We start from the raw sequence: 18,722 nt of genomic DNA on the forward strand, positions 1-18,722 counted from the left end.
AAGATTGACTTGACAGATATCCTACAAGTCAATCACTATCAAGCCACGGACAACGAGGGCTGGTGGCTGTGGATGCGGCAGGGGCAGGCAAGGTGAAGTCGATCAAGCCGCTCGACCGGCCGCCGCTCCTGCATGTCTCTGTGCAGGAGAGCCTGAAGAGCTATATTGCCGACAACCAGCTCGGGCCCGGCTCGGCGCTGCCGCCGGAAGGTTTCCTCGCCCAGCAATTGGGCGTCAGCCGCAATTCGGTGCGCGAGGCGATCAAGGCGCTGGAGTCGGTCGGTATCCTGGAGACGCGCCGTGGCATCGGCGTCTTCGTCAAGGCCTTTTCCTTCGCGCCGCTGCTCGACAATCTCGCTTATGGCCTGGGTGGGGCCCTGCGCGAGGTCGAGGAGGTGCTCGAGATTCGCCGTGTGCTCGAGGTCGGCCTGATCGCCAAGACGGTCGCGCTGATCGGTGAGGATGACATCGAGGAATTGCGCCAGACGGTCGAGCAAATGCGGCAGGCTGCCGAGCGCAACCAGAGCTTTGCCGCCGAGGACCAGCGTTTCCACAATCTGCTGTTCCGCTGCCAGGACAATCGCATGCTGACCAGCCTGATTGATGTGTTCTGGCTCGCCTTCTACAAGGCATCTGATTTCGTCAACCTGGCCAATATCGATCCAATGGCCACCTGGCAGGACCATTACGACATCTATGCCGCCGTGGCGGCGCGGGACGTCGAGGCTGCTCGCAGCCGCCTCGACCAGCATTATGACGGCATCGCCCGCCTGCTCGCGACCAGGAAGACCACGCCGACGCCCGATTGAGAGGCTTGCGGTACGACCAAACAAGAAGAGACAGACGAGGGGAGAGATCATGGCACTGAGGAAGATTGCGTTCGCGCTTTTGGCCGCGACGATCATGGCGATGCCCGCCGCCAAACCGGCCCTGGCTGCGGATGGCGCTGCGATAACCGGGGCCTTCGACGTCGGTCCGGGTGGGTTCCAGGGCAATTTCAACCCGCTGGCGGCCACCGGCGGCTTCACCTGGCTCAATCTCTATTTCGAGCCTCTAGTCATCTATGACGGCAAGCTGGAGAAGATCGAGGGGGCGTTGGCCACCAAGTTCGATGTCAGTGCCGACCGGCTCTCCTACAGCTTCACCCTGGCCGACACCAAATGGCATGACGGTCAGCCTTTCACCTCGGCAGATGTGAAGTTTACCGTCGAAACCGCCAAGAACGGCGCCAGCGGTTCGGTCTTCGCCGCCCGCCTGGCGGCGATCCAGGCGGTCGAGACCCCGGATCCCCGTACCGTGGTCCTCAAGCTGTCGGGCCCCAATGCCGGCCTGCTCGACACGCTGACCCAGTTGATGATGCTGCCCCAGCACGCGCTCAAGGACATTCCGGCGGAGACGCTCGCCAAGAACCCCTGGTGGTCGAAGACGCCTGTTGGCACCGGCCCCTATAAGTTCTCGCGCTATGTCACCGACCAATATGTCGAGCTCGCCGCCAATGACGAGTATCGCGGCGGCAAGCCGGTGACGGGACGCATCATCAACCGCTATTTCGCCAATACGGCGGCGGCGGTGGCGGCCCTGCGCGCCGGAGAGATCAGCTTCAGCTATGTGGAGGCCGACGACGCAGCCTCCTTCAAGGGCAACGATGCCTATCGCGTCATCGACGGCAATTCCTTCGTGGTCAATTATCTCGGCTTCAACCAGGAGGCGCCCCTGTGGAAGGACCTCAAGGTGCGCCAGGCCGTGATGCATGCCATCAATCGCGACGCGATCGTCCAGAGCCTGTATGGCGGGGCCGCCAAGACAGCCAATTGCGGCTATGTCGCCGACCGGCTCCAACCCGCCGGCCTCGATCCCTATGGCTATGATCCCGAAAAGGCCAAGCAATTGCTGGCCGAGGCGGGCTGGGACAAGATCAATGGCGACAAGCCGATCACCCTGCTGACCTATTACAACACGCCGCAGGCCACCAACGTGCTCGCCGCCGTGCAGGCCATGCTGTCCCAGGTCGGCATCAATGTGGTGCCGCGCGCCGTCGATACGCCAACCTATAACGGCACCATCTATGCGCAGAAGCCGGATTGGTCCCAGTTCCCGCTCGTCTATGCCGGCCTGCGCAACGGTCCGGATCCCGGCGGCCTCAACATGGGCCTCAACGAGAAGCAGATCCCGCCGCAGGGCGCTAATTTCCTGCGCATCAAGATGGCTTCGGTGAGTGGGGCCTTCGATGCGGCCTTGAACGAGGCCGACGACGCCAAGCAGGCCGAGCGTTACCAGGCGGTGTGCAAGGCGATGAATGCGGACCTGCCCTGGGCGACGCTCTGGGTCGCCAACCGCTATGGCGTGGCTTCGAGCAAGCTCAAGAATTTCGTGTGGCTGCCCGCTCCCGGTGGAGGGCCGTATGCGGCTCACCCGGAGAAATGGGCGGTGGAATAGAGAGGCGAGAATCCCTCCCCGACTTCGGGGAGGGTGGGCCGGCAGAGCCGGCTCGGGTGGGGTAGGGTGGTGCGGTCTCGCCTTCTTCCGATCACCTACGCCACTCTCCCCCTTCCGTCGACGCTACGCGTCGACACCTTCCCCGAAGTCGGGGAAGGATTCTCGCGCGCCATCCTGGAACCTCGATAGATCAAACCCCGCTCCCAACGAGGAACGCCATGCTGCGCTATTACCTCAATCGCCTGCTGGTCGGGGCCGCCATGCTCGTCGCCCTCAGCCTGCTGGTCTTCGTGCTGCTACGCCTGGCGCCGGGTGATCCGATCGACGCCTATATCAATCCGAATGTCGCGATGTCGCAGGAGGAAATGGCAGCCGTGCGCAGCCGGCTCGGGCTCGACCGGCCTTTGCCGGTGCAATACGCCGCCTGGCTCGCCAGCGCCGCCAGGGGGGACCTGGGTTTCTCGCTGCAGCGCAATGGCGACACCGTGCTGGGCCTGATCGGCGACCGTATCGGACCGACACTGCTGCTGATGGGAGCAGGCCTGGCGATCGCCATCGTCGTCGGCATCGCCACCGGTATTCTCGGCGCCGTCAGGCGCAACTCGCCGACGGATGTGGGCCTATCGATCGCCGCCTTCTTCGGCATCTCCAGTCCCGCCTTCCTGACGGCCCTGGTCGGTCTCTACGTCTTCTCGGTGCTGCTGCGCTGGGCGCCGTCGGGCGGCATGCTCACCCCGGGCGCGCCCTTCTCGGTAGCGGACCTCTTGCGCCACCTTATCCTGCCGGCTCTCCTGCTCTCGATCGGCCATGCCGCGCTGATCATGCGCTACATGCGCGCCTCGCTGCTGGAGGTGCTTAACCAGGACTATGTGCGCACGGCCCGCGCCAAGGGCGTCAAGGAGTTCTGGGTCATCGTCAAGCACGCGCTGCGCAACGCCTTGCTGCCGGTGGTCACGTTGATCGGCTCCACCATCGGCATCGCCGTGGGGGGCGCGATCTTCCTGGAAAGCGTGTTCAACTGGCCCGGCATGGGGCTGCTGCTCGTCAATGCGGTGTCGACGCGTGACTATCCGGTGATCATGGGTGCGACCCTGGTGGTGGGCGCCTGCGTCATCGTCGTCAACATCCTCACCGACGTCGCCTACGCGGCCGTCGATCCGCGCATCAAGGTTGCCTGAGATGGCGCTTTCGACACAGCTCCGGTCCCGTGGCAACGGTCCGCTCGCGCGGGCGATGAGGCGCTTTGCCGCCAACAATGTCACGCTTGTCGGCCTGGCCATCCTGCTGGTCATGCTGGCGCTGGTGGTCTTCCATCCCTGGCTGCTGCGCTACAAGCCCAACGACATCGACCTCCTGGCCATCAACAAGGGGCCCAGCGCCGCCCATTGGTTCGGAACGGATGGTGTCGGACGCGACATTCTCGCGCGCGTCCTGCGCGGCGGCCGCATCTCCCTGCTGGTGGCAGGCAGCTCGGTGGTGATCTCGCTGGTCATCGGTTATGTCATCGGAGCGCTCGCCGCCATGGCGGGGCGTGTCGCCGACGCGGTGATCATGCGCCTGGTCGATCTCGCCATGACGCTGCCGCCGGTGATCCTGCTCCTGGTGATCGCCTCGATCACTGGCGCCGGCATCGTCTCCACCATTGCCGTGATCTCGCTGCTGTCCTGGCCGATCCTGGCGCGCATGGTACGGGCCAGGCTGATGGAACTGCGCGAGCGCGACTTCGTCATCGCCGCGCGCGGCATGGGTGCCTCGCTCGGCCATCTGCTCTGGCGGCATGGCCTGCCGAACACGATCGACATCCTCGTCGTCTATGCCGCCCTGCAGTTCGCCGCAGCCATCCTGCTGGAAGCGGGCCTCTCCTTCCTCGGCCTTGGCATCCCGCCGCCGGAAGCGAGCTGGGGCAACATGCTGAATGCGGCCCGCAGCACCGTGGTGCTGGAGCAATACCCCTGGCAATGGCTGTTCGCCGGCGGCGCCCTCGTCCTCACCGTGCTCGCCATCAATTTCGTCGGTGACGGCCTGCGCGACGCCTTCGATCCTCGCTCCGAACTCAACTGACTGCAGAGAAGGTTCTCCATGTCCTCCGCATCCCCCCTGTTCCACGGCGTCGTGCCGCCGGTCGTTACGCCCCTGACCGCCGATCTCCAAGTGGACTATCCCTCCTTCGCGCGGGTGATCGAGCACCTGATCGCCGGCGGCGTGCATGCCCTGTTCGTGCTGGGATCGACCAGCGAGGTGGTTTTCCACGACGAGGCCACGCGCCGGAAGGTGCTGGAATTCGCGGTCGAGACCGTCAATGGCCGGGTGCCGGTGCTGGCCGGCGTCGTCGACCCCACCACCGATCGCGTCATCGCCCATGCCAGGACGGCGCAGTCGATCGGAGCGAGTGCGGTGGTCGCCACCGCACCCTTCTATGCCCGCACCAGCGCGCCCGAGGTGATCGATCATTTCCGCTATCTGCGCCAGGCAATCGACGTGCCGGTGGTCGCCTATGACATCCCGGTCTGCGTGCATTTCAAGCTCGACCGCCACACGGTGGTGACGCTGGCCCGCGAGGGCAGCATCGTCGGCCTGAAGGACTCCAGCGGCGACGACGGCAATTTCCGCTATGCCTTGATGGATCTCGCCGACCGTCCCGAGATCATGATGATGACCGGCTCGGAAATCGTCTGCGACAGTGCCCTGCTCATGGGCGCCCACGGCATCGTGCCCGGCCTCGCCAATGTCGATCCCGCCGGCTATGTCCGGCTCTACGACCTCTGCCGCAAGGGGGACTGGGCAGGTGCGCGCCAGGAGCAGGAGCGCCTCTGCCGCCTGTTCGAGATGGTCTGGGTCGCCGCGCCGCGCGTCAGCGCCGGCTCGGCCGGCGTCGGCGCCTTCAAGACGGCGATGCGCCGGCTCGGCATCATCGAGACCAATGAGATGGCGCGTCCGCAGCGGGCGCTGAACGAAGCCGAGGCGGCCACGATCGAGACAATCCTGCGCCAGACCGGCCTGTTGAGCTGAGCATGGCGATGGCCGCGCAGCCTATCCTCGCCATCGAAGGCCTGAGCACGGTGTTCCGCGTCAGTGGGCGCGAAGTGCCGGCGGTGTCGGATCTCGACCTCGCCATCGGCATCGGCGAAACGCTGGCGCTAGTGGGTGAGTCCGGCTCCGGCAAATCGGTGACCGGCCAGTCCATCATGGGGCTGCTGCCCGGCAAGATCGCGCGGGTGGCCGGCGGCAGCATGCGGTTCCGAGGCAGGAGCGGTGCCCTGCGCGATCTCACGACGCTCGATGCCGAGGAGCGTCGGCACATCCGCGGCAACGAGATCAGCATGATCTTCCAGGAGCCGATGACCAGCCTCAACCCGGTCTACACCATCGGGGACCAGATCGCCGAGCCCATCCGTGTGCACAAGGGCCAGCCGCGCAAGGCGGCCATGGCTGCCGCTGTCGGGCTGCTCGACAAGGTGGGCATCCCCGATCCCGCCCGGCGGGCCCGCCAATATCCGCACGAGCTCTCCGGCGGCATGCGCCAGCGCGCCACCATCGCCATGGCGCTCGCCTGCGATCCGGTATTGTTGTTCGCCGACGAGCCGACCACGGCGCTCGACGTCACCATCCAGGCCCAGATCCTCGATCTCCTGCAGCGCCTGCAGGCGGAGAACGGCATGGGCGTGCTGTTCGTCACGCATAATCTCGGCGTGGTCGCCGAAATCGCCCATCGCGTTGCCGTGATGTATGCCGGCCGCATCGTCGAGCAGGGCCCCGTTCGCGAGGTCTTCCGGCGTCCGCGGCATCCCTACACCAAGGGCCTGCTCGCCTCGGTGCCGCGGCTGGGCGAGGCGACCCGGCTCAAGAAGGCCGGTGGGCGCCTCGCCGCCATCCCCGGCGCCGTACCGAGCCTCGCGGCCATGCCGCAAGGGTGCGCCTTCGCCGCCCGCTGCTCCCTGGCACTACCGGCTTGCCGGGAAGCCATGCCCGCTCTGGCGAAAGTCGGGCCTCATCATGCCAGCCGCTGCATCCGTTCGCAGGAGTTGTGAGATGGAGACGTCCCCTTCCGGCTCACCGCTTCTCAGCGTGCGCGGCCTCGCCAAGCAGTATGGCGGCGGTTTCGGCCGCGCCGCGCCCGTCCGGGTGCTCGACGACATTTCCTTCGAGGTGAAGCGCGGCGAGGTCGTCGGGCTGGTCGGCGAGTCCGGTTCCGGCAAGACCACGATCGGGCGCTCGATCCTGCGGCTGATCGAGCCGAGCGCCGGCGAGATTATGTTCGACGGCAGCGACATCGCGCGCCTCTCGCCTGGGGATCTGCGCCGCCAGCACCGGCGCATGCAATATATCTTCCAGGACCCCTTCGCCAGCCTGTCGCCGCGCATGACCATCGGCGAGATTCTAACCGAGGGGCTCAACATCCAGGCGATCGGCACGCGCCGCGAACGCCTCGACAAGGCCCGCGCCGCTCTCGAAGCCGTCGAGCTGCCGCCCGATGCCCTCGACCGCTACGCCCACGAATTCTCCGGCGGCCAGCGCCAGCGCATCGGCATTGCCAGGGCGCTGATCCTGCAGCCGGACCTGATCGTGGCCGACGAACCGGTTTCGGCCCTCGACGTTTCGATCCAGGCCCAGATCGTCAATCTCCTGCGCGACCTCCAGGCCCGCCTCGGCCTGACCATGCTGTTCATCTCGCATGATCTTGCCGTGGTGGAATTCATCGCCGACCGCGTCATCGTGCTCTATCTTGGCCGCATCATGGAGATCGCCCCCTGCGACCGGCTCTATGAGGCGCCCAGGCACCCCTATACGAAGGCGCTGCTCTCGGCGATTCCAGAGCCGGATCCCGATCGGCCGCGCGAACGCCAGATCCTGAAGGGCGATATTCCCAGTGTCGCCAATCCGCCGTCGGGCTGCGTCTTCCGGACCCGCTGCCCCCACGCCATCGAGGCCTGCGCCCGTGAGATCCCACAGCTCGAGGAAGTCGAGCCCGGCCATTTCAAGGCCTGCATCCGACAGGACATCAGCCTATGACCCTTCGCGGCAACTGGGCCACGCTGCTGCTACCGATCACACCGGACGATGCTATCGATTTCGGCGGCCTTGGCGAGGAGATCGACATCCTCATCGCTGCTGGCGTCGACGGCATCTATTCCAACGGCACGGCCGGCGAATTCCACAACCAGACCGAAGCCGAATATGAGGCGATCCAGGCTCTGCTGGCCGAAAAATGCCGGGCGGCCGGCATGCCCTTCGTGATCGGCGCCTGCCAGGGCGACCCCCGCCAGTCGCTGGAGCGAGTGCGGCGGGCGGCCGGGCTGCAGCCGGCGGCGATCCAAATCATCCTGCCGGACTGGTGGCCGGTGACCGACGGGGAGGCGATCGATTTCCTGGCGATGATGGCGGCGGCGGCGCGGAACCTGCCGCTGGTGCTCTACAATCCGCCGCATGCCAAGCGGGTCCTGTCGCCGGAGTCACTCGGCGGGCTGGTGCGGGCGATCCCGGCCGTCGAGGCGATCAAGCTCGCCGATGGGGACGAAGCCTGGTACGCGGCTGCGCGCCAGCATCTGGCCGGCGTCGCGCTTTTCGTTCCCGGTCATTATCTCGCCACCGGGGTCAAGGCGGGCGTGGCAGCCGGTGCCTTTTCCAACGTCGCCTGCCTCAGCCCCTGCGGTGCCCAGGCCTGGACCGACGGCATGGCTGAAGACATCGAGGCGGCACTCGATCTGGAGCGTCGGCTCTGCCGCTTCATGGACGAGCACATCGTGCCGTTCCGGCGCGATCACGGCTATTCCAACGCCGCGCTGGACAAGCTCCTCGCCGCGATCGGGGACTGGGGCCCCGTCGGCCCGCGCCTGAGGCGACCCTATCGCTGGATTCCTCACAGCGAGGCAGAGAGGCTGAAGCCTGTCGCCAGAGCCCTTCTGCCGGAACTGTTCGAGGCGTAACTTCCTGGGGGAGGGCCGGATATCTCGGTCAGCCGCCAACATTTGCTGGGACTAGCGCGGGATTGGAGGGTCGATCTCCAGATCGACCATCTTGGAAACTTAGCGTTTGCGAGGAAGGAAGATGCCGATCTGGAGATCGGCTCCCCTATCTATCCAAGCTTCTTCTCCAGCTCCGCGTAAAGCGCACTCTGCGGCTCGAAAACGAAATCGAGGCTGGTCACCGCGATCGAGGCCGCGCCTTGCGCCGTGAGCCAGGCCGCGAAGTCGAACACCTGTCCGGCCGGGACCAGGAAGGTAAGGGGCTGGCCCTGCGCCGGCAGGCTGAAAGGAGCACTGGCGCCGAAGAGATCGCCGGCATCGCGCAGATGCTGTTGGTTGACGCCGCGCAGGATGCAGCGGATCTCGCGCTGGGCGCTGCCCTTGGCCTTGGCGGCGAGGCGGCCAAGCATGGCAGCCGCACCGGCACGGGCCCGCTCGTTCCAGTCGGCACCGAGCGAAGCCACCAGATTGGCCTGGCTCTTCAGCATGACGCCGTCCTCGATCACCTTCAGCGCATTGGCGGTGAGGGTGGAGCCGGTGGTGGTGATGTCGACGATGAGGTCGGCCGCCCCGGAGGCCGGTGCACCCTCGGTGGCGCCCAGGCTCTCGACGATCAGATAGTCGGCGACGCCATGCGCCGAGAAGAAGGCGCGGGTCAAATTGATATATTTGGTCGCGACCTTGAGGCGACGGCCATGGCGTTGGCGAAAGCTCGCGGCGACGTCCTCGATGTCGGCCATGGAGCGCACGTCGATCCAGGCCTGCGGCACCGCGACCACGACATTGGCCTGGCCGAAGCCGAGCGGCTGCAGCAGGGTGACGCGTTCATCGGCGCGCGCAATGTTCTCGCGCACCAGGTCCTCGCCGGTGACGCCGAAATGGATGGCGCCCGAGGCGAGCTGGCCGGCGATCTCGGAGGCGGAGAGGAACAGCACCTCGACATCGTCCATGCCGGGCACGGAGCCGCGATAGTCGCGCGCGCCGCGTTCCTGCACGAAGCGGATGCCGGCGCGTTCGAAGAAGGACGTGCAGTTTTCCTGCAGCCGGCCCTTGGACGGAATGCCCAGAAGCAGCGGGGAAAGGGCAGGGTTGGTCATCATGCGTCTCCGCCAAACCGGTCGAGCCAGATCGAGCAACCGACCGCCGGCACGGCCTCGGCGGCGCCGAGCTGCGCCATCAACTGGTCGTAGCGTCCGCCGCCGACACGGGCAGCCGTTTCCGGTTCGGCTGGATCGGTGAGCTCGAAGACGAAGCCGGTATAGTAGTCAAGGCGGCGGCCGAAGCCGGTGGCGAACTTGATGGCGGCCACGTCGATATCGCGGGCGGCGAAGAAGCCGGTGCGTTCGTCGAAGGCATCGAGGGCCGCGTTGAGGTCGAGCCTCGCTTCATCGGCGATGGTGCGCAATTGCGCGCTGGCGCTGTCGGGATCGCCGCTGACGGCGAAGATCCGCCGGGTGATCGCCACCTTGTCGGCATCGACGCCGAGGCCGGAGGACAGCGCCGCCTGTTCCAGGAAGCGGTCGGCGATCTCGTCGACGCTGCGTCCGCCGATCGGCTGGATGCCGGCGATCGACAGGAGATCGGCGACGGCGGCGCGGGCCGAGCCGGGGTCCGAGCCTTCGAGGGCCGCGAGGAAGCCGGCATAGGCGGCGGCGCCGTTCTTGGGGGCGGCGCTGCCGAGGCGGGCGAGATCCTCGTCGAGATCCTTGGAACGCCTGAGGTCGCTGGCCAGCCGCCGCCGCCAGACCGGCGGCAGGTCGAGGGCATCGAGCATGGCGGTGACGATGCCAGCATCGCCCATGCGGATGTCCGGCTGGGCAAGGCCGAGATCGCCGGCCGCCTCCAGGGCGATGGCCAGCATCTCGGCATCGGCGGCCGGCTTGTCGTTGCGGCCGAAATTCTCGAAGCCGGCCTGCAGGAACTCGCTCGGGCCGTCGGTGCGGAAGCGGAAGACCGGACCGCGATAGGCATAGGCGCCGACCCCGCCGGCCTTCACGGCCTTGAGATGATGCAGCGACACCGGAATGGTGAAGTCCGGCCTGAGGCAGAATTCCTGCCCCTCGGCATCGGTGGTCAGGAAGGCGCGGCGGCGCATGTCCTCGCCGAGGAGATCGAGGAACAGGCCCGCCGGCTGCAGGATCGGCGGGTCGACCAGCTGATAGCCCGAGCGCGAGGCAAGCGCATCGAAGGCTTCATAGGCGGGATGGGGCATGCCGGCGGTCCATGTTGAGTGTCGGGGGTCTTCTAGCAGGGCAGGGCCCGGGGTGCGACTGGAAAGGGCAAACGAGGTTTATGTCGCGGGTGCGCGGACGTCTCGTCCGCTCTTGGAAATGGAGCAATGCAGAAAGGAAGAGCGGACGAGACGTCCGCGCACCCGGGAACTACCCCAGCATCTCCTTCACGACCTTCACCAGCTCCGCCCGCGGCACCAGGCGCTGGGCGACCCTCGCCTCGCGCCATTCGCTGTTGTCCGCAATGGCCTTGGCCATTTCGGCGCCCAGTGCCAGGTCCTTGAGCTGGACCTCGCCCTTCTCGGCCTCGTCCGAGCCCTGGATCACCGCGATCGGCGCCTTGCGGCGGTCGGCATATTTGAGCTGGGCCTTCATGCCGGAGCCGCCGAGATAGACCTCGGCGCGGATGCCGGCCTGGCGCAATTCGCTGGCCATCGTCTGATAGTCGGCGAGGCGCGACTGATCCATCACGCAGACCACGACGGGCCCGGCGACGCCGGTAGTGTCGACGCGGCCGAGGGCGGTCAGGGCGGAGAGCAGGCGCGAGACGCCGATGGAAAAGCCGGTTGCCGGCACGGGCTCGCCGCGGAAGCGGGCGACCAGGCCGTCATAGCGTCCGCCGCCGGCGACCGAGCCGAAGCGCACCGGCCGGCCCTGGTCGTCCTTGACCTCGAAGGTGAGCTCCACCTCATAGACGGGGCCAGTGTAATATTCGAGCCCGCGCACGATCGAGGTGTCGATCAGGATGCGGTCGGTGCCATAGCCAGACTTCTCGACCAGTTCGGCGATGCGGGCGAGTTCCTCGACGCCCTCGCTGCCCGCAGTCGAGCCCGAAACCAGCGGGCGGATGCGCGCCAGCGTATCGGCGTTGGAGCCGCTCTGTCCCGCCACATAGTCGAGGATGGTCTGCGCCTGGCTGTCGTCGAGCCCGGCACCCTTGGTGAAATCGCCGGACTCGTCCTTGCGGCCGGTGCCCAGCAGCGCCCTGACGCCCTCCAGGCCGAGCCGATCGAACTTGTCGATGGCGCGCAGCACGGTGAGGCGGCGGCCGGCATTGTCGTCACCGGCGAGGCCGATCGCCTCCATGATGCCGTCGAGCACCTTGCGGTTGTTGACGCGCACCACATAGGAGCCGCGCGGAATGCCGAGCTTTTCCATGGTGTCGGCGGCCATCATGCAGATCTCGGCATCGGCCGCGACCGAGGCCGAGCCCACGGTGTCGGCGTCGAACTGCATGAACTGGCGGAAGCGGCCGGGGCCGGGCTTCTCATTGCGGAAGACATAGCCGGCGCGGTAGCTGCGATAGGGCTTGGGCAGGGCGTCGAAATTCTCGGCGACGTAGCGCGCGAGCGGCGCGGTCAGGTCATAGCGCAGCGACAGCCATTGCTCGTCATCGTCCTGGAAGGAGAACACGCCCTCATTGGGCCGGTCCTGGTCGGGCAGGAACTTGCCGAGCGCGTCGGTATATTCGACGAAAGGCGTTTCGACCGGGTCGAAGCCATAGCGCTCATAGACTTCCTGGATCACCGAAACCATGGCGCGCGTGGCCGCGATCTCGCCGGCATTGCGGTCGATGAAACCGCGTGCCTGCCTTGCCTTCAATTTCTGCTTCTTCTCGCCGGACATCGCTGCAAACCTTCAAAATTCTTGCCGCTGTTTAGGCAGCAAAACCGGTTGGGGCAAGAATGGAATGCAGGATTGTCATTGTTGCGCCGATTGTAAGCTGGCTGAAAGCTGGCTGCTTTATGCCTAGGACCGAGCCCTCCCGCACATCCGCTTGCGAGAAGGAGGAGGGACAGGAAACGCAACAGGAGAGATCATGCCGAGCAGACGCACCTTGCTTGCCGCCGCCGCCTTTGCCGCCATCATGGGCTTGGCACCTGCCGCCCAGGCGGCCGAGAAGATCGTCATCGTCGTCGGCGGTTATGAAAAACAGATCTACCTGCCGGCCAAGCTCGCCGAGAGCCTGGGCTATTTCAAGGACGAGGGCCTGGACGTCGAGCTTCTCAACGATACCGCCGGGGTCGACGCCGAGACGGAGATGCTTGCCGGCACGGTGCAGGGCGTGGTCGGCTTCTACGACCACTGCGTCGACCTGCAGGGCAAGGGCAAGTTCGTGCAGTCCGTGGTGCAGTTCAGCCAGGCGCCGGGCGAGGTCATCCTGGCTTCGAGCAAGTATCCGGATTTGAAGTCGGCGGCCGATTTCAAGGGCAAGGATGTCGGCGTCACCGGCCTTGGCTCTTCCACCAACTTCCTCACGCTCTATCTCGCCGAGAAGGCGGGCGTGAAGGCGAACGAGTTCACCACGCTGCCCGTGGGCGCCGGCGCCACCTTCATCGCCGCCATGCAGCAGGACCAGATCCAGGCCGGCATGACCACAGAGCCGACCATCGGACGCATGCTCAAATCGGGTACCGCTCGCGTGCTGATCGACATGCGCACGGTCAAGGGCTCGGAAGAAGCCCTGGGCGGCACCTATCCGGCCGCGTCGCTCTATATGCCCACGGCCTGGGTCGAGAAGAACAAGGATGAGGTCCAGAAGCTCGCCAACGCCTTCGTGAAGACCCTGCGCTTCATCAACACCCACACGGCCGCCGAGATCACCGAGAAGATGCCGAAGGAATTCTACGGCGACGACAAGGACGGCTACATCAAGGGCCTGGAAGCGGGCAAAGGCATGTTCACGGCCGATGGTGTGATGCCCGAGGACGGCCCGAAGACGGTGCTATCCGTGCTGCAGAGCTTCAAGAAGGAACTGCAGGGCAAGCAGATCGACCTCTCCAAGACCTTCACCACCGAGTTTGTGAAGAACGTGAAATAGCCGGACGGCATTTCCCGGGAGCGGCGGCCGCGAACGGACTGCTGCTCCCCGGCTCCGGCACGCGGGCCGCTGCGGTCCCGCCAAGGCGTGCCGAGCCTTTGGGCCGTTCTGGCCAATCACAAATCGCCTCGTCCTATCCCGTGGCTTTTCCCTCAAGGAGGAAAGCATGAGTCAAGCTGTGCCCACGGCGTCGGCCTCCTCGCCCGCCATCGAACTCATCAATGTCACGCGCCGCTTCGTCACCCCGACCGGCAAGTCGATGACCGCGATCCGCGATTTCTCCATGACGGTCGAGCGTGGCGAGTTCGTCGCCGTGGTCGGGCCGACGGGTTGCGGCAAGTCGACCACGCTCAACCTCGTCACGGGCCTCGCCCGACCGAGCGCCGGCGAGGTCCGCGTGATGGGCGGGGCGGTCAACGGCATCGACCCCAGCGTCGGCTTCGTCTTCCAGGCCGATGCGGTCTTTCCCTGGCGCAACGTCATCGACAATGTCGCAGCGGGACCGATGTTTCGCGGCGTGCCGAAGGGCCAGGCCTATGCCCAGTCGCGGGAATGGCTGGCGCGCGTCGGCCTGCAGCGCTTCGAGAACCATTATCCTCACCAGCTCTCTGGCGGCATGCGCAAGCGCGTCGCCCTGGCACAGACCTTCATCAACCAGCCCAAGATCCTCCTGATGGACGAGCCCTTCTCGGCGCTGGACGTGCAGACCCGCGTCGTCATGCACGATGTGCTGCTGAAACTGTGGGACGAATCCAAGGCCTCCGTCGTGTTCGTGACCCATGACCTCGACGAGGCCATCGCACTGGCCGACAGGATCTATGTGCTCACCGCCGGCCCCGCCACGGTCAAGTCCGTCTACACGGTCGACCTGCCGCGCCCGCGCATCGTCGAGGAGATCCGCTACGACCAGCGCTTCATCGACTATTCCCGCCTGATCTGGAACGACCTGCGCGAGGAGGTTCAGACCTCCAACCGTCGCGCGTCCGAAGCTGCCTGAGAGGAGATGGACGATGAGCGATGCAGCACTTTCTCCCAAGGCTCCCGAATTCCGCCCCGGCACCTCCGACGCGGAAATTGAGGCGGCCGCCGCCAAGGCCGCGCGGGCCCGCCGCGCCTGGGTCCTGTTCTGGCGCCTGGTGCTTCTCGTCGCCCTGCTGGGCCTGTGGGAAGTTGCGGTCCGCCTGGAATGGATGACCGACCTCGCTTTGGGCATGCCGAGCACGGTGGTGGTGCGCCTGTGGCAGTGGATCACAGAGGGGGCCAATGGCACGCCGCTCTGGTACCATTTGTGGGTGACCGTCGAGGAAGCCACCATCGGCTTCGTGTTCGGCTCCATCGCCGGCGTGCTGGTGGGCGTGGCGCTCGGGCGCAATGCCTTCCTGGCCGATATCTTCTCGATCTACATCAAGGTCTTCAACTCGATCCCGCGCGTGGTCCTGGCCCCAGTCTTCATCATCATCTTCGGCCTGGGTATCGGTTCGAAGGTGGCGCTGTCCTTCGTGATGGTGTTCTTCCTGGTCTTCCAGAATGCCTTCCAGGGCGTGCGCGAGGCCGATCGTTCGCTGATCGCCAATGCCCAGATCCTCGGGGCGAGGCCCTGGCAGCTCACGCGGGCGGTGATCATTCCCTCGGCCATGAGCTGGATCTTCGCCAGCCTGCATGTCAGCTATTCCTTCGCCATCACCGGCGCGATCGTCGGCGAGTTCGTCGGCGCCCGGCTCGGCATCGGCCAGTTGATCGCCATTGCCAAGGGCTCGTTCGACGGGCCGGGCGTGGCGGCCGCGATCATCATCATCATGCTGGTGGTGCTGGCCGCCGGTGCGCTGATGGGACGTGTCGAGCAGAGCCTGGCCAAATGGCGGCCCAAGCCTCTGTCCGATCACTGAGCCGGACACGCGGGCCTCTTAGATACGATGTTGCGGAAAGCGGGCGGGGAGATTTCTCCGCCCGCTTTTTTGTCCATCCCCGGGGGCGAACGCTGTCGGCATCATCCGTCGAAAGCGGGCAGCAGGACCACCACGGCCAGGCCCGGCGACGGTACTCGGTCCTGCAGGGTGATGGTGCCCTCATGGGAGGAGACGATCTCCTTCACCACCGCCAGCCCCAGTCCCGTGCCTTCGACGCCGCTGGTCAGTCGCCGGTAGAAGCGTTCGAACACCTTTTCGCGCTCCTCCGGCGGGATGCCGGGGCCGCTGTCCTCGACCCGCAAGGCCACGCGCGCGCCGCCCGCTGCGCGCAGCCTTACCGTGACCGTGCCGCCCCTGGGCGTGTAGCGCAGGGCGTTTTCGATCAGATTGGTCGCAAGCTCGCGCAGCAGCGTGGCATGGCCGCTGACAGGCAGCGCGGCGGGAGCGCCGTCGAAACCGAGATCGATGTCGCGCTCCATGGCCATGATCGCGAGATTTTCCACGGCCTCGCGGCAGATGACGTTGAAATCGACCTTTTCGCGATGAAGCAGCGTGCTTCCCTGTTCGGCGCGTGCCAGGCTGAGAAGCTGGTTTGACAGGCGCGTCATGCCCTCCACGGTCGTGCCGATGCCGGCCAGGGCCTCATGGGCGGCCGCCACGTCGGAACCGCGTTTGCCGACGCCGATCTGCGCCTTCAGCAGCGTCAGCGGGGTCCGTAATTGATGGGCGGCATTGGCGATGAAGCGGCGTTGTGCGGCGACCTGGCGTTCGACCTGCGCCAGGGCCTCGTTGAGGGCCAGGACCAGGGGTCTCAATTCGGTCTGGACATGGGCCGTGTCGAGCGGCTCCAGCGCCTGCGGGTCGCGGCGGCGCACTTCGTCGCGCAGGCGCAGGAGCGGCGCCACGCCCCGGTGCAGGCCGAACAAGGCAAGTAGTCCGGCGACGGCGACCAGCAGGACCTCGTCGCGCAGGGTCTTCAGCCACAGGCTCTTGACCAGCCTGTCATGGCCGCGCAGCGTCTGCCCGACGACGACCAGGGCCTCGCCGCCCCTGGTGGAGACCACGGGCTGCGAAAGGGCGACGGCCTGCACGGGTTCGCCACGATGCATGCCGGTGAAGTAGACATGCTGGAAGCCGCTCGGTTGTTGCGGCGGGGGCAATGTCTCGGGATAGCCGGCCAGCAATTCGCCGCGCGGCCCGTTCACGCGGTAGATCACGCGATCGCGGTCCTCGCTCGCGAACATTTCCAGGGCCGCCGGCGGAATGGGAGCCTGGAAGATGCCGTCGCTCTCGCGGACGTTCTCCGCGATCATTCGCGCTGAGGCAAGCAGCATGCGATCGGTGACGAGGTCGGCGGTCTGGCGTGCGTTGCGGTAGGTGGTCCAGACATTGAACGCCACCACGGCTGCCAGCGGCAGCAGCAGCCAGCCGAGCAGTTCCCGGCGCAGGCTGCGCGAATGCCAGCTAACCGGCATGGATCTGCCGCAGCATATAGCCGAGCCCGCGCAGGGTGACGATGCCGACATCGCTGCCCTCGAGCTTGCGACGCACGCGATGGACATAGACCTCGATCGCGCTGGGGCCGCCTTCGTCGTCGAAGCCGAAGACGTTCTCCACCAGCCGCTCCTTGGGCACGGGGCGCCCGGCACTCAGCAGCAATGTCTCCAGCACCACATGCTCGCGCGGCGTCACCGGGAAGCTGGCGCCGGCCAGGCTGAAGCTGCGCGACTGGGTATCGAAGGAGAGTGGGCCGAAGCTGACGACCTGCTCCAGCGTGCTGCGGCCCCGTCGCAATTGCGCGCGTATCCTGGCCTCCAGCTCCTCGACCTCGAAGGGCTTGACGAGGTAGTCGTCCGCCCCGCTGTCGAGGCCGCGCACGCGGCTGGAAAGCGCGTCGTTGGCCGTGAGGATCAGCACGGGAGTCCGGTTCCCCCGTCCCCTCAGGCGCCTGAGGACCTCGATGCCGTCGATCTCGGGCAGGCCGAGATCGAGAATGACGAGAGCGTATTCCTGCGACTGCAAGGCCACGTCGGCCTCGTCGCCGCGATAGACGCAATCCACCGTATATTTGCTCTGGCGCAGCAACCGGCTCACCCATTCGGAGAGATCGCGATTGTCTTCCGCCAACAGAATGCGCATGGGCCGGGTCCGAACGGCTGAAAAGAAGAGCCGCAACTCTATGGGGTCTGCCGAGGCAAGAGCAAATGCTTCTCGGCTCGGCAGACCGGCATTCGCATTCGGTACGGCATTGGCTGCTGCCGGGGGGCTCTTGCCCGGATCCGAAAAGCAGGGGAGGGTATCGGCCGAGAAGACGGCCAAACACACAACCGCGGGATCCGGCATGGGGAAGACGACGAGGCGCCTGGTCATCATCGAGGCGCCCAGCAATCTCGGGCTGATGCCGCTGGGTGGCGATGTGGAACCGGGAACGCGCCATGCTCCGGCGACATTGCGCCAACTCGGGCTGTACGACCGGCTGACCGTGGAGCGTGTCGTCGCGGTGGAGCCGCCGCCTTATCGACGCGATGACGAACGCAGGGTCAACATCCGTAACATCGATGCCATTGCCGACTATTCCATCCGGCTGGCGGATGCCGTGGAGGAAGTCGTCGAGGCCGGGTGCTTTCCTCTCGTCCTTGGCGGCGATTGCAGCATCCTGATCGGCTCGATGCTCGGCCTGGCGCGGCAGCGCGAGGCAGCCCTCCTCTATGTTGACGGCCATACGGATTTCTACCTGCCCGAGCAGTCGGCCACGGGCGGCGGCGCCGGCATGGATCTCGCATTGGCGACGGGATGGGGGCCTTCGGCCCTGACGGATCTGGAGGGACGCTGGCCCTATGTGACCACACGGCGCGTTGCGGCCCTCGCCAATCGCTATCGGGAAGGGGCGCCTCCGGCTCCCATTCCCGATATCGCCGAGTCCGGCATGGTCTACAGGCCTCTGGAGCGGCTTCGCAGCGAAGGGATTGCAGCCTGCGTCGACTCGGCCCTGAAACAGATCGATGCCGACAGGGAGGGATTCTGGATCCATTTCGATGTGGATGCCATCGACAGCAGGCTGATGCCGGCGGTCGACTCCCCGCAGGCGGACGGCCTCGACTGGCAGGAGGCGGCGGCGCTGCTCACCGTTGCCCTGAAACGCCGCGCTCTGGGCCTGCAGGTGACGATCTACGATCCCAGCCGCGATCCCGGATATGTCGCCGGAAAGGCCTTGGTCGAATGGCTCGTCGAGGCTCTGACGGCGGAAATCTGAATCCCGCGGAGCTGCGCGGCGGCTCAGCGACGTCGCGTGACGATGCGTACGACATAGATGAACACGACAAGCAGCGCGATCAGGATGAGCCAATGTATGATTCCAAATCCG

The 18,722-nt window shown here is 66.1% G+C and carries 17 protein-coding genes; 12 read left to right on the forward strand and 5 right to left on the reverse strand.

The genetic code is table 11. The features are described 5' to 3' along the window. Window positions 1–68: 68 nt before the first annotated feature. The 8 genes from U1R88_RS08295 (at window position 69) to U1R88_RS08330 (ending at window position 8,360) form a co-directional block, all read left to right on the forward strand. Window positions 69–809, forward strand: a complete 741-nt coding sequence (locus U1R88_RS08295) for a FadR/GntR family transcriptional regulator (protein WP_322431356.1) — start codon at window positions 69–71, stop codon at window positions 807–809. A 49-nt stretch (window positions 810–858) separates the two neighbouring features. Then, window positions 859–2,436, forward strand: a complete 1,578-nt coding sequence (locus U1R88_RS08300) for an ABC transporter substrate-binding protein (protein WP_322430820.1) — start codon at window positions 859–861, stop codon at window positions 2,434–2,436. Between the two features lie 218 nt (window positions 2,437–2,654). Next, complete coding sequence (locus U1R88_RS08305) at window positions 2,655–3,614, forward strand: ABC transporter permease (protein WP_322430821.1); 960 nt, start codon at window positions 2,655–2,657, stop codon at window positions 3,612–3,614. A 1-nt stretch (window position 3,615) separates the two neighbouring features. Beyond that, window positions 3,616–4,497, forward strand: a complete 882-nt coding sequence (locus U1R88_RS08310) for an ABC transporter permease (protein WP_322430822.1) — start codon at window positions 3,616–3,618, stop codon at window positions 4,495–4,497. Between the two features lie 18 nt (window positions 4,498–4,515). Next, on the forward strand, window positions 4,516–5,445 hold the full coding sequence (locus U1R88_RS08315) for a dihydrodipicolinate synthase family protein (RefSeq protein WP_322430823.1): 930 nt from the start codon (window positions 4,516–4,518) through the stop codon (window positions 5,443–5,445). 8 nt (window positions 5,446–5,453) lie between these two features. Continuing rightward, entirely contained in the window at window positions 5,454–6,464 is a 1,011-nt protein-coding gene (locus U1R88_RS08320) for an ABC transporter ATP-binding protein (protein WP_322431357.1), read from the forward strand. A gap of 1 nt (window position 6,465) precedes the next feature. Next, a complete protein-coding gene (locus tag U1R88_RS08325; RefSeq protein WP_322430824.1) occupies window positions 6,466–7,446 on the forward strand; it encodes an ABC transporter ATP-binding protein in 981 nt (326 codons plus the stop codon). Next, on the forward strand, window positions 7,443–8,360 hold the full coding sequence (locus tag U1R88_RS08330; RefSeq protein ID WP_322430825.1) for a dihydrodipicolinate synthase family protein: 918 nt from the start codon (window positions 7,443–7,445) through the stop codon (window positions 8,358–8,360). The genes U1R88_RS08325 and U1R88_RS08330 overlap by 4 nt, the downstream gene beginning before the upstream one ends. A gap of 149 nt (window positions 8,361–8,509) precedes the next feature. Here U1R88_RS08330 and hisG read toward each other — a convergent pair whose 3' ends face one another. The 3 genes from hisG to hisS form a co-directional block, all read right to left on the reverse strand. Then, entirely contained in the window at window positions 8,510–9,496 is a 987-nt protein-coding gene (gene hisG, locus U1R88_RS08335) for an ATP phosphoribosyltransferase (protein WP_322431358.1), read from the reverse strand. Beyond that, window positions 9,496–10,611: an ATP phosphoribosyltransferase regulatory subunit gene (locus U1R88_RS08340; protein ID WP_322430826.1), complete on the reverse strand. Its 1,116-nt coding sequence runs from the start codon at window positions 10,609–10,611 to the stop codon at window positions 9,496–9,498. The genes hisG and U1R88_RS08340 overlap by 1 nt, the downstream gene beginning before the upstream one ends. Window positions 10,612–10,780: 169 nt before the next feature. Further along, window positions 10,781–12,256 carry a histidine--tRNA ligase gene (hisS, locus tag U1R88_RS08345; protein WP_322430827.1) on the reverse strand — a complete coding sequence of 492 codons (1,476 nt, stop codon included), beginning with the start codon at window positions 12,254–12,256 and terminating at the stop codon, window positions 10,781–10,783. 193 nt (window positions 12,257–12,449) lie between these two features. On the opposite strand from hisS, the gene U1R88_RS08350 reads away from it, so the two are divergent. From U1R88_RS08350 to U1R88_RS08360, 3 genes are all read left to right on the forward strand, one after another. After that, window positions 12,450–13,451 carry an ABC transporter substrate-binding protein gene (locus U1R88_RS08350; protein WP_322430828.1) on the forward strand — a complete coding sequence of 334 codons (1,002 nt, stop codon included), beginning with the start codon at window positions 12,450–12,452 and terminating at the stop codon, window positions 13,449–13,451. A 166-nt stretch (window positions 13,452–13,617) separates the two neighbouring features. Next, window positions 13,618–14,448, forward strand: coding sequence for an ABC transporter ATP-binding protein (locus tag U1R88_RS08355; protein WP_322430829.1), 831 nt, complete (start codon window positions 13,618–13,620; stop codon window positions 14,446–14,448). 13 nt (window positions 14,449–14,461) lie between these two features. Next, complete coding sequence (locus tag U1R88_RS08360) at window positions 14,462–15,337, forward strand: ABC transporter permease (protein WP_068296404.1); 876 nt, start codon at window positions 14,462–14,464, stop codon at window positions 15,335–15,337. A gap of 101 nt (window positions 15,338–15,438) precedes the next feature. Here the strand turns inward: U1R88_RS08360 and U1R88_RS08365 are convergent, their stop codons facing one another. Together U1R88_RS08365 and U1R88_RS08370 are read right to left on the reverse strand one after the other, a co-directional pair. Continuing rightward, window positions 15,439–16,833: a sensor histidine kinase gene (locus U1R88_RS08365; RefSeq protein ID WP_322430830.1), complete on the reverse strand. Its 1,395-nt coding sequence runs from the start codon at window positions 16,831–16,833 to the stop codon at window positions 15,439–15,441. Further along, entirely contained in the window at window positions 16,823–17,497 is a 675-nt protein-coding gene (locus U1R88_RS08370) for a response regulator (RefSeq protein ID WP_068296399.1), read from the reverse strand. The genes U1R88_RS08365 and U1R88_RS08370 overlap by 11 nt, the downstream gene beginning before the upstream one ends. 202 nt (window positions 17,498–17,699) lie before the next feature. Between U1R88_RS08370 and U1R88_RS08375 the strand changes: the two genes are divergently transcribed. Next, window positions 17,700–18,611: an arginase family protein gene (locus U1R88_RS08375; RefSeq protein ID WP_322430831.1), complete on the forward strand. Its 912-nt coding sequence runs from the start codon at window positions 17,700–17,702 to the stop codon at window positions 18,609–18,611. Window positions 18,612–18,722 lie beyond the last annotated feature (111 nt).

The organism is Labrys sedimenti, assembly GCF_034424805.1.
Classification (GTDB): domain Bacteria; phylum Pseudomonadota; class Alphaproteobacteria; order Rhizobiales; family Labraceae; genus Labrys; species Labrys sedimenti.

Excerpts from the sequence above, each read along its gene's own strand:
- U1R88_RS08300 (WP_322430820.1), top strand. The coding sequence starts at position 859 with ATGGCACTGAGGAAGATTGCGTTCGCGCTTTTGGCCGCGACGATCATG.
- U1R88_RS08305 (WP_322430821.1), top strand. The coding sequence starts at position 2,655 with ATGCTGCGCTATTACCTCAATCGCCTGCTGGTCGGGGCCGCCATGCTC.
- U1R88_RS08310 (WP_322430822.1), top strand. The coding sequence starts at position 3,616 with ATGGCGCTTTCGACACAGCTCCGGTCCCGTGGCAACGGTCCGCTCGCG.
- U1R88_RS08315 (WP_322430823.1), top strand. The coding sequence starts at position 4,516 with ATGTCCTCCGCATCCCCCCTGTTCCACGGCGTCGTGCCGCCGGTCGTT.
- U1R88_RS08320 (WP_322431357.1), top strand. The coding sequence starts at position 5,454 with ATGGCCGCGCAGCCTATCCTCGCCATCGAAGGCCTGAGCACGGTGTTC.
- U1R88_RS08325 (WP_322430824.1), top strand. The coding sequence starts at position 6,466 with ATGGAGACGTCCCCTTCCGGCTCACCGCTTCTCAGCGTGCGCGGCCTC.
- U1R88_RS08330 (WP_322430825.1), top strand. The coding sequence starts at position 7,443 with ATGACCCTTCGCGGCAACTGGGCCACGCTGCTGCTACCGATCACACCG.
- hisG (WP_322431358.1), bottom strand. The coding sequence starts at position 9,496 with ATGACCAACCCTGCCCTTTCCCCGCTGCTTCTGGGCATTCCGTCCAAG.
- U1R88_RS08340 (WP_322430826.1), bottom strand. The coding sequence starts at position 10,611 with ATGCCCCATCCCGCCTATGAAGCCTTCGATGCGCTTGCCTCGCGCTCG.
- hisS (WP_322430827.1), bottom strand. The coding sequence starts at position 12,256 with ATGTCCGGCGAGAAGAAGCAGAAATTGAAGGCAAGGCAGGCACGCGGT.
- U1R88_RS08350 (WP_322430828.1), top strand. The coding sequence starts at position 12,450 with ATGCCGAGCAGACGCACCTTGCTTGCCGCCGCCGCCTTTGCCGCCATC.
- U1R88_RS08355 (WP_322430829.1), top strand. The coding sequence starts at position 13,618 with ATGAGTCAAGCTGTGCCCACGGCGTCGGCCTCCTCGCCCGCCATCGAA.
- U1R88_RS08360 (WP_068296404.1), top strand. The coding sequence starts at position 14,462 with ATGAGCGATGCAGCACTTTCTCCCAAGGCTCCCGAATTCCGCCCCGGC.
- U1R88_RS08365 (WP_322430830.1), bottom strand. The coding sequence starts at position 16,833 with ATGCCGGTTAGCTGGCATTCGCGCAGCCTGCGCCGGGAACTGCTCGGC.
- U1R88_RS08370 (WP_068296399.1), bottom strand. The coding sequence starts at position 17,497 with ATGCGCATTCTGTTGGCGGAAGACAATCGCGATCTCTCCGAATGGGTG.
- U1R88_RS08375 (WP_322430831.1), top strand. The coding sequence starts at position 17,700 with ATGGGGAAGACGACGAGGCGCCTGGTCATCATCGAGGCGCCCAGCAAT.